The sequence below is a fragment of the Cellulosimicrobium sp. I38E genome (genome assembly GCF_001647255.1).
GTDB classification, from domain to species: domain Bacteria; phylum Actinomycetota; class Actinomycetes; order Actinomycetales; family Cellulomonadaceae; genus Cellulosimicrobium; species Cellulosimicrobium cellulans_E.
The window spans coordinates 21,497-30,031 of the sequence record NZ_LUAZ01000047.1 but is presented as its reverse complement, the minus strand read 5'-3'; the positions used below and the strand labels follow the sequence as shown (position 1 = coordinate 30,031).

Sequence of the window (8,535 nt, the reverse complement as noted above, 5' to 3'; positions counted from 1 at the left end):
GAGGACGGGCCCCGTGACCGAGAGCGCAGCACCCCCGCGGGCCCCGTGACCGAGAGCGCAGCACCCCCGCAGGAGTCCGTCGGCGGCGAGCCGACCGGCCGTCCCGTCGGCCACGACGGCACGCGCGTGCGCGGGCGGCCCGGGCCGCGGGGCGGGCGGACGTCGCGGGGGAGGCGGCCGGCGTCGTCGAGCGCGCGGCGCAGCAGCATCTCGATCTGCGCGTTGACGCTGCGCAGGTCGTCTCCGGCCCAGCGCGCGAGCGCGTCGTGGACGGCGGGGTCGAGGCGCAGGAGCACGGACTTGCGCTGCGCGCGCTGCGCCCGGCCCGTGCCCGACGTCGGCGGCTCGCCCCCCGTGGACGCGTCACCCTCCGGCACGACGCGCGGGTCGTCCGCGGGCACGCCGCTGCCCGACGACGGCTGCTCGCCGTCGCCGGGCACGGCCGGGCTGCGGGGGGTCACTGGTAGAGCGACCCCGTGTTGACGACGGGCGTCACGCGGCTGTCGCCGCAGAGCACCACGAGGAGGTTGGAGACCATGGTCGCGCGGCGCTCGTCGTCGAGCGTGACGATGTCCTCGGCCTCGAGGCGCGAGAGCGCGTCCTCGACCATGGACACCGCGCCCTCGACGATGCGCGACCGCGCCGCGATGATCGCGCCCGCCTGCTGGCGCTGGAGCATCGCCTGGGCGATCTCGGGCGCGTAGGCGAGGTTGGAGATGCGGGCCTCGATGACCTCGACGCCCGCGACGACCACGCGCGCCGCGACCTCGGTGGCGATCTCCGCGGACACGACCTCGGTGGCCCCGCGCAGCGACTGCTCGCCCGCCTCGGCGTCGTCGTAGGGGTGCGACATCGCGACGTGGCGCAGCGCCGACTCCGCCTGGACGCGGACGAAGTCGGTGTAGTCCTCGACCGCGAAGCTCGCCTTCGCGGTGTCCGCGACCTGCCAGACGACGATCGCGGCGATGTTGATCGGGTTGCCGTCGGCGTCGTTGACCTTGAGCTCGCTCGTCTCGAAGTTGCGCACGCGGACCGACACGCGCTTGCGCGTCGAGAACGGCACCGTCGCGACGAGCCCGGTGCGCCGGATGGTCCCGAGGTACCGGCCGAAGAACTGGACGACGAGCGTCTGCCCGGGGTTGATGACCTTGACCATCGTGAGCAGGAAGAGGCCGAGCAGGATCGCGACGACGCCGAGCACGGCGCCCACCGGGGTCGCGGTCGCGAACAGCGGGATCGAGCCGCCGAGGAGCACGAGGACGAGCAGGATCACCAGGCCGCCGCCGCCCGCGCCGAGCGACCACGCGGGCTGCTCGGTGACGTCGACGCGCGTGCCGTCGTGGCCGACGGGACGGCCGGTCGGCTCGCCGCCGACGGACTCCTGCGGGGGTGCTGCGCTCTCGGTCACGGGGCCCGTCCTCTCCTGCGGCTGATCGCCGCGCTGGTGTATAGCAAAGTGATATCACATTACCGAGGGCCGAGGAAACCGCGGGGCCGCGGGTGGTTGCGCGCTGCGTCGGTCCCGTGACATCCTGCAAACAGGTTTGCAGTGCAAAGTAGTTTCTCGATCAACGGAGACGACCATGACGACCGACGACGCCGGCGCCGACCGCGCCGGGACGGACGAGCCGGGAGAGCGCGCGCTCGACGTCGCGGAGACGCTCCGCGTGATCCGCGAGCAGCAGGCCCACGCGCGCGACGCGACCGAGCCCGACACGCGGCTGCTGTGCCTCGCGTGGGGGCTCGCGTGGCTCGTCGGGTACCTGTGCCTGTGGGTCAGCGCCGTGCGCGTCGCCGACGGCGCGGACGTCGTGCGGCTCCGGTCGGGGGCCGGACAGGTGGTCGGCGCCCAGCCGGAGCCCTGGGCCTTCTGGGTCTTCTTCAGCCTCATCGCGGCCGCGACCGTCTTCACGATCGTCCACAGCGTCACGCGCACCGCCGGGACCCGCGGCGTCAGCGCCCGGACCGGGGCCATGTACGGGTGGTCGTGGATGCTCGGCTTCGTCTGCTACGGGTTCGTGCTCGGCGGGCTCGCCCGCGCGGGCGCTTCCACGGAGGTCATGGCTCTCGCGAGCAACGCGTTCGCCTGCATCGTCGTCGGTCTCCTGTACCTCGGCGGCGCCGTCGCGTTCGACTCCCGCGGGCTGTTCGTCCTCGGGGTGTGGATCCTCGTCACCGCCGCCGGGGCGACCTTCGCGGGGCTGCCGTTCACGTACCTGGTCATGGCGCTCGCGGGGGGCGGCGGGTTCCTCGTGATGGCCGGGGTCGAGCACGTCCTGCGCGTACGACGGCGTCGCCCCGCGTCCGGCCCGACGCCCGCCGGGGGGAGGGGGACGGTCGATGCCTGAGACGGAGCTCGACCCCGTCATCCACGCGCCCGCGCGCCTGCGCGTCGTCGCGACGCTCGCGGCCCTCGCGAGCGGGGACGAGCTGTCCTTCCCCAAGCTCCAGAAGCTGCTGGGGATGACGGCGGGGAACCTCTCCACCCACCTGCGCAAGCTCGAGGACGCGGGCTACGTCCGCGTCACCAAGACGCACGAGGGTCGCACGCCCGCGACCTACCTCGCCCTCACGACCCGCGGCCGCGTGGCCTTCGAGGACTACACCGCCGCACTGAACACCCTCCTGAGAGGAGCTGGAGCATGAGTGCCCAGCGCACGAGCCCCACCCGGGCCACCCGGCCCGACCCCGCGCCGTCGGCGACCGATCCCGCCCGACCGGTCGTCGCCGTCGACCACGTGACCCGGCGCTTCGGCACGGTCGTCGCGCTCGACGACGTCTCCCTGACCGTGGGGGCGGGCGAGCTCGTCGGCCTGCTGGGCCCCAACGGCGCCGGCAAGTCGACCCTGCTGTCCCTGGTCAGCGGGCAGCGCCGACCCGACGCCGGGACGGTCCGCCTGCTCGGCGGCGACCCGCGCGACGCGCGCAGCCGCGCCGGGCTCGGCCTCACGCCGCAGGAGACCGGCCTGCCGGCGACGCTCAAGGTGCGCGAGGTCGTCGACTTCGTCGCCGGCCACTACCCGGACCCCGTCCCGACGGCGGCGCTGCTCGACCAGTTCGGCCTCACCGAGCTCGCGGGTCGTCAGACGGGCGCGATGTCCGGCGGACAGAAGCGCCGCCTCGCCGTGGCGCTGTCCCTCGTGGGCCGGCCGCGCGTCGTCCTGCTCGACGAGCCGACGACCGGACTCGACGTGAGCGCCCGCCAGGCCCTGTGGGACGCGATCCGCGCGTACCACGCGGGCGGCGGCACCGTCCTCCTGACGAGCCACTACCTCGAGGAGGTGCAGGCGCTCGCGCAGCGGGTCGTCGTCATCGACCAGGGCGTGGTCAAGGCGGACGACTCGCTCGACGCGATCCTGCGCCGCGTGTCGCTGCGGCGGGTCGTCGTCGGGTCGGCGTCCGACCTGGCGGGTCGGCCCGGCGTCGTGCGTTCCGACCGCCTCGGCGACGGCCGCCAGGAGCTCTACACGCCCGACGCCGACGCGCTCGTGCGTGAGCTCGTCACCTCGGGCGTGGACTTCCACGACCTCGAGATCCGGGGCGCGAGCCTCGAGGAGGCGTTCGAGCAGATGGTCGCGCGCGACGCGACCCCGACGACGGAGGCACGGGCCCGATGACCACCACGACGATCCCCGGCGGCGCCGCCGCCCTCCCCGGGCCGCTGCGCCTCACCTGGCTGCACCTCAAGTACCAGTTCCTCGAGACGGTGCGCGTGCCCGTCGCGGTGCTGGGCAACCTGCTGTTCCCCGCGCTCGCGATGTTCTTCTTCGTCGTGCCGCAGAAGGAGGTCGCGCAGAACCCCGTCGCCGCGACCACGGCCGTCGCGTCGCTCGGCCTGTTCGCGATCTGCTCGGCGAGCCTGTTCACCTACGGGCTCGGCGTCGCGGAGGACCGGCAGCTCCCGTTCGACCCGTTCGTGCGCTCGCTCCCGGCAGGCCCTGCGCCGCGCATGGCGGCGCGCGTGCTCAACGGCGGGATCTTCTCGCTGTTCGGCCTCGTGCCGCTCATCCTCATCGGCTGGTTGTTCACCGACGCGAGCGTGACGTGGGGCCAGCTCCTCGCGGGCGTCGGGACGGTGCTGCTCGTGTCCGTGCCGTTCGTGCTGCTCGGCATGGCGATCGGCTACTCGCTGTCCGCGAAGGCCGCGCTGCCGGTCGTGCAGGTGATCCTCTTCCCGCTCGCGTTCGCCGGCGGCCTGTTCCTCCCGCCGTTCCTCTTCCCGGACTGGCTGGACGCGATCTCGATGGCCACGCCGACGCGCGCGGGCCGTGACCTGCTCGTCCAGGCCCTCACGGGCGAGCCGGCGTACGCGGGCGCGTGGTTCGTGCTCCTCGGCTGGACGGTCCTCTTCGCCGCCCTCGCCGTCGGCGCCTACCGCCGCGACGAGGGCCGCCGCTTCCGCTGAGCCGGCCCCAGCTCGCCCCCCGCAAGGCGCCGAACACGACATGAGGGTCGTTATCCCCGGGATAGCGACGCTCAGGTCGTGTTCGGCGGCGGGTGGGGTCGTGCTCGGCACCCGGTGAGGCCGGGGCCGCGTGAGGTAGGTCGTAGGTCAGTCCGCGCGGCGCAGGCGGAGCGAGTTCCCGACGACGAGGACCGAGCTGGCGGCCATCGCGGCGCCCGCGATCATCGGGTTGAGCAGGCCCGCCGCCGCGAGCGGGATCGCCGCGACGTTGTACGCGAACGCCCAGAACAGGTTCTGCTGGATGATCCGCAGCGTCCGGCGCGAGAGCCGGATCGCCGTCGCGGCGCTGCGCAGGTCGCCGCGGACGAGCGTGAGGTCGCTCGCCTCGATCGCGACGTCCGTCCCGGTCCCCATCGCGAGCCCGAGGTCCGCCGTCGCCAGCGCGGCGGCGTCGTTCACGCCGTCACCGACCATCGCGACGACGCGCCCTTCGCGCTGGAGCCGCGCGACGACGTCGACCTTCTGGTCGGGGAGCACGCGCGCGACGACGTCCGTCTCCGCGATCCCGACGGCCCGCGCCGCCTCCCGCGCCGCGCCCTCGCCGTCGCCCGTGAGCAGGTAGGGCCGCAGGCCCAGGTCCTTCAGCTCGGCGACGGCCTCGGCCGACGTCGGCTTCACCGGGTCGCGCAGCACGAGCACCGCGCGCGCCCGGCCGTCCCACGCGACGACGACGGCGCTCGCCCCCGTCGCCTCGGCGGTGGCGAACGCGTCGTCGAGCGCGGGGTCGCTCGCGACACCCTCGCGCGCGAGCCACGACGGCTGCCCGACGAGCACGCGCCGCGCGGTGAGCCCTCCGACGGCGCCGAGCGAGAGGCCGGAGTGCGCGGTGCGGACGACGGCCTCGACCCCGCCGCCCGGGGCGCTGCGGAAGTCGAACGCCTGGAGCGAGCCGATCACGACGCCGTCGGCCCCTACGCCCGGGCTCGCGCCGGCGTCCTGGGGCGTCGGCACTGCGCTCGTCGCGTCCTGCGTCTCGGGGACGGGCGGCACCGAGACGGTCCTCGGCGCCGCCAGGTCGCGGGCCGCTGCCGCGATCGCGCGCGCTATGGGGTGCTCGCTCAGGGTCTCGACCGCAGCGGCGTGCCGCAGGGCGTCGCGCGCGTCGTCGGCGTCCTGGCGCGACCTGTCAGCATCTCGTCGCGCCGGGGCGCGGCCGTCGGCTGACAGCGCGTCGAGCGGCACGGTGCCCGACGGCGTCACGACCGCCTCGAGCGCCATCGCCCCCTGGGTGACCGTGCCGGTCTTGTCGAGCACGACCGTGTCCACGCGCCGCGTCGACTCCAGGATCTCCGGTCCCTTGATGAGCACGCCGAGCTGCGCGCCGCGGCCCGTGCCGACGAGCAGGGCCGTCGGCGTCGCCAGGCCCAGGGCGCACGGGCACGCGATGATGAGCACCGCGACGGCGGCCGTGAACGCGAACTGCGTGCCCGCCCCGGCGAGCAGCCAGCCGACGAACGTCGCGACCGCGAGCACCAGCACGACCGGCACGAACACCGCCGAGATCCGGTCCGCGAGCCGCTGCACCGGCGCCTTGCCCGTCTGCGCCTGCGTGACGAGCCGCCCGATCTGCGCGAGCGTCGTCTCCTCGCCCACGCGCGTCGCGCGGACCAGCAGCGCGCCCGCCGCGTTGACCGTCGCGCCCGTCACGTCGTCGCCCGGCCCGACGTCCACCGGCACCGGCTCGCCCGTGAGCAGCGACGTGTCGACCGCGCTCGACCCCTCCAGCACCACGCCGTCCGTCGCGACCTTCTCGCCCGGCCGCACGACGAACACGTCGCCCACCGCGAGGTCCGCGACCGGGACGCGCTCGGTGACCCGTGCGCCGTCGGCACCCGTGCGGGGAGAGCCGTCCGGCCCGAGCGCCACGCGCTCCGCGTCCTTCGCGCCCAGCTCGAGCAGCGACCGCAGCGCGTCGCCCGCGCGCCGCTTCGACCGGTGCTCCGCGTACCGGCCGGCGAGGAGGAACGTCGTGACGACGGCCGCGACCTCGAAGTACAGCTCGGGTGGCCCCATCGTGTCGCGGGACGGGACGAGCGTCGGCTGCATCCGCATCCCCAGCTCTCCCGCGCCGCCGAGCAAGAGAGCCCACAGTGACCACAGCGTCGCCGCGACCACCCCGAGCGAGACGAGCGTGTCCATCGTCGACGCCCCGTGCCGCGCCGCGCGGAACGCCGCCGTGTGGAACGGCCACGCGCCCCACGTGACGACCGGCAGCGCGAGCGCCGCGACGACCCACTGCCATCCCGTGAGCTGGAGCGCGGGGATCATCGAGACCGCGACCACCGGCACCGTCAGCACCGCCGCGACGCGCAGGCGCTGCAGCAGCACGGCGCCTCGGTCGCGCGGACCCGGGTCGGGTCCGGCGGCGGGGTGGCCGGAGGTGCTCGGGCTACCGTCCGGAGCCCTCGTTCCTCGGGCTCCTCCCGCCAGGCCCGCCACGCCCTTCGCATCCTCCGGCCACCCCGCCGCCTCGGCGGCCGTCTCACCCTCGCGCGTGGCCTGCGGGGTCGACGGCTGCTCGGTCGGTTCTGCGGCCGTCTCCCCTCGGTCGGCCGAGGGAGAACCGTGGTCCACCGAGGTAGAACCCTGGTCACGCGAGGTAGAGCCCTGGTCGGTGGGGGCGTGGTCGCGGCGGGTGGTGACGCGGGCGGTGTAGCCGGCCTTCTCGACCGCGGCGACGAGGTCGGCGTCGGTGACGTCGGACGCGAGGACGACGTGCGCGCTCTCGAGCGGGAGGTTGACGGTGGCGGTGACGCCGTCGACGCGGTTGAGCCGCTTCTCGACGCGCGCGACGCAGGACGCGCAGGTCATGCCCTCGATCGCGAGGTCGACCTCGGCGAACGGTCGGCCGGCGACGTCACCCGGCGGGGCGGCGGCCGTCGGGGTGGGCGTGGGCTGGGCGGTCATGCGGGTGACTCCTCGACGGGTGCTCGGGTGGAGGTCACGACGGCGGTCCGGGATGGCGGACGTCGCGGCGTGCGCGCCCGTGCTGGTGCGGACGGGCGGCGCGGGGCGCGCGTCGCGGTGGCGACGGTCGGCCCGTGGGGTGGTGCCCGACGGCGGAGGCCACCTTGCGCGGGCGAGGCGAGCTCCGGCGTCGGGCACCGGGGGTGGGATCGGTCAGGCGCGCGGCGGGACCTGGAGGTCGTAGGTCTTCGTCGCCGGAGTGGCCGCGTCGCCCGTGGACGTGCTCGGCGCGGTGCCGCAGCCGCACGCGCACGAATGCGCCTCCTGCTTCTCGGCGGCCTGCTCGGCGTACTGAGCGGCCAGCGCGTCCTCCTGGACCTCGAGCGAGGCGACCTCGTAGCCGGCCTCGTCCACGGCCTCGCGCAGCGCGGCCTCGTCGAGCGGGTCGTCGGAGAAGACCGTGACCTCGGACGCGCCGCCGACGCGCAGCTCGACGCTCACGTTCTCGACGCAGGCGACGGCCTCGAGGTCCTTGGTGACGTGCGCGACGCAGTTGCCGCAGGTCATGCCGGTGACGCCCAGGGTGGTGACGGTGCTCATGGTGCTCCTCGGTGGTGGGGTGGGTCAGCTGCGGACGAGGCGGGCGATGGCGTCGGCGGCCTCCTTGACCTTGGCCGCGCCCTCCTGCTCGGACTGGCGGGCCGCGTCGACGACGCAGTGGCCGAGGTGGTCCTCGACGAGGCCGATGCTCACGGCCTGGAGCGCCTTCGTGACGGCGGAGACCTGCGTGAGGATGTCGATGCAGTAGACGTCCTCGTCGATCATGCGGGCGATCCCGCGCACCTGGCCCTCGATGCGGCGCATGCGCTTGAGGTACGCCTCCTTGTCGGACGCGTAGCCGTGCGGACCGGTGTGGCCCGTGTGCTCGTGCTCGACGGCCGGGGCCTCGGTGGTGTCGGTCATGCTCTCCTCCTCGTCCAGGCGCGGTGCCGCGACCGCGGGTCGATCCTCGTCCTATACCCCACCAGGGTAGCCGATAGATACCCCCCATGGGTAAGTCGCTCGTCCTCGCCCGACGACGGCCGTCGTGACACGTGTCATGGCCGCGCGGTGACGGGTCCACCTCCCGCGGTGAGCGGGCGCACTGTCGACGGCCCCGCACC

9 protein-coding genes are annotated in these 8,535 nt (G+C 74.7%); 4 read left to right on the top strand and 5 right to left on the bottom strand.

What is annotated here, in order from left to right; genetic code table 11:
• Both A0J59_RS21845 and A0J59_RS15170 read right to left on the bottom strand, forming a co-directional pair.
• A partial coding sequence (locus A0J59_RS21845) for a hypothetical protein (RefSeq protein WP_064316658.1) occupies positions 1-461 on the bottom strand: 461 nt, incomplete at its 3' end.
• The gene (locus A0J59_RS15170) at positions 458-1,408 is read right to left on the bottom strand and encodes an SPFH domain-containing protein (protein ID WP_047231815.1); all 951 of its coding nucleotides are present in this window, start codon (positions 1,406-1,408) and stop codon (positions 458-460) included. The genes A0J59_RS21845 and A0J59_RS15170, both read right to left, overlap by 4 nt.
• Before the next feature lie 175 nt (positions 1,409-1,583).
• Between A0J59_RS15170 and A0J59_RS15165 the strand changes: the two genes are divergently transcribed.
• The 4 genes from A0J59_RS15165 to A0J59_RS15150 are packed head-to-tail and all read left to right on the top strand — an operon-like array spanning position 1,584 to position 4,405.
• On the top strand, positions 1,584-2,348 hold the full coding sequence (locus A0J59_RS15165) for a hypothetical protein (protein ID WP_064316657.1): 765 nt from the start codon (positions 1,584-1,586) through the stop codon (positions 2,346-2,348).
• Positions 2,341-2,646 (top strand): transcriptional regulator, encoded by a 306-nt coding sequence (locus A0J59_RS15160; RefSeq protein ID WP_047231817.1) that lies wholly within the window; start codon positions 2,341-2,343, stop codon positions 2,644-2,646. Before A0J59_RS15165 ends, A0J59_RS15160 begins: the two co-directional genes overlap by 8 nt.
• The gene (locus tag A0J59_RS15155; protein WP_082919076.1) at positions 2,643-3,617 is read left to right on the top strand and encodes an ABC transporter ATP-binding protein; all 975 of its coding nucleotides are present in this window, start codon (positions 2,643-2,645) and stop codon (positions 3,615-3,617) included. The genes A0J59_RS15160 and A0J59_RS15155 overlap by 4 nt, the downstream gene beginning before the upstream one ends.
• Complete coding sequence (locus A0J59_RS15150) at positions 3,614-4,405, top strand: ABC transporter permease (protein WP_064316656.1); 792 nt, start codon at positions 3,614-3,616, stop codon at positions 4,403-4,405. The genes A0J59_RS15155 and A0J59_RS15150 overlap by 4 nt, the downstream gene beginning before the upstream one ends.
• Positions 4,406-4,552: 147 nt before the next feature.
• Here A0J59_RS15150 and A0J59_RS15145 read toward each other — a convergent pair whose 3' ends face one another.
• The 3 genes from A0J59_RS15145 to A0J59_RS15135 all read right to left on the bottom strand — a co-directional run bounded on the left by A0J59_RS15145 (position 4,553) and on the right by A0J59_RS15135 (position 8,335).
• Positions 4,553-7,372 (bottom strand): cation-translocating P-type ATPase, encoded by a 2,820-nt coding sequence (locus A0J59_RS15145; protein WP_064316655.1) that lies wholly within the window; start codon positions 7,370-7,372, stop codon positions 4,553-4,555.
• A 213-nt stretch (positions 7,373-7,585) separates the two neighbouring features.
• Complete coding sequence (locus A0J59_RS15140; RefSeq protein ID WP_082919075.1) at positions 7,586-7,972, bottom strand: heavy-metal-associated domain-containing protein; 387 nt, start codon at positions 7,970-7,972, stop codon at positions 7,586-7,588.
• Positions 7,973-7,996: 24 nt separating this feature from the next.
• Entirely contained in the window at positions 7,997-8,335 is a 339-nt protein-coding gene (locus tag A0J59_RS15135) for a metal-sensitive transcriptional regulator (protein WP_064316654.1), read from the bottom strand.
• Positions 8,336-8,535: the final 200 nt, after the last annotated feature.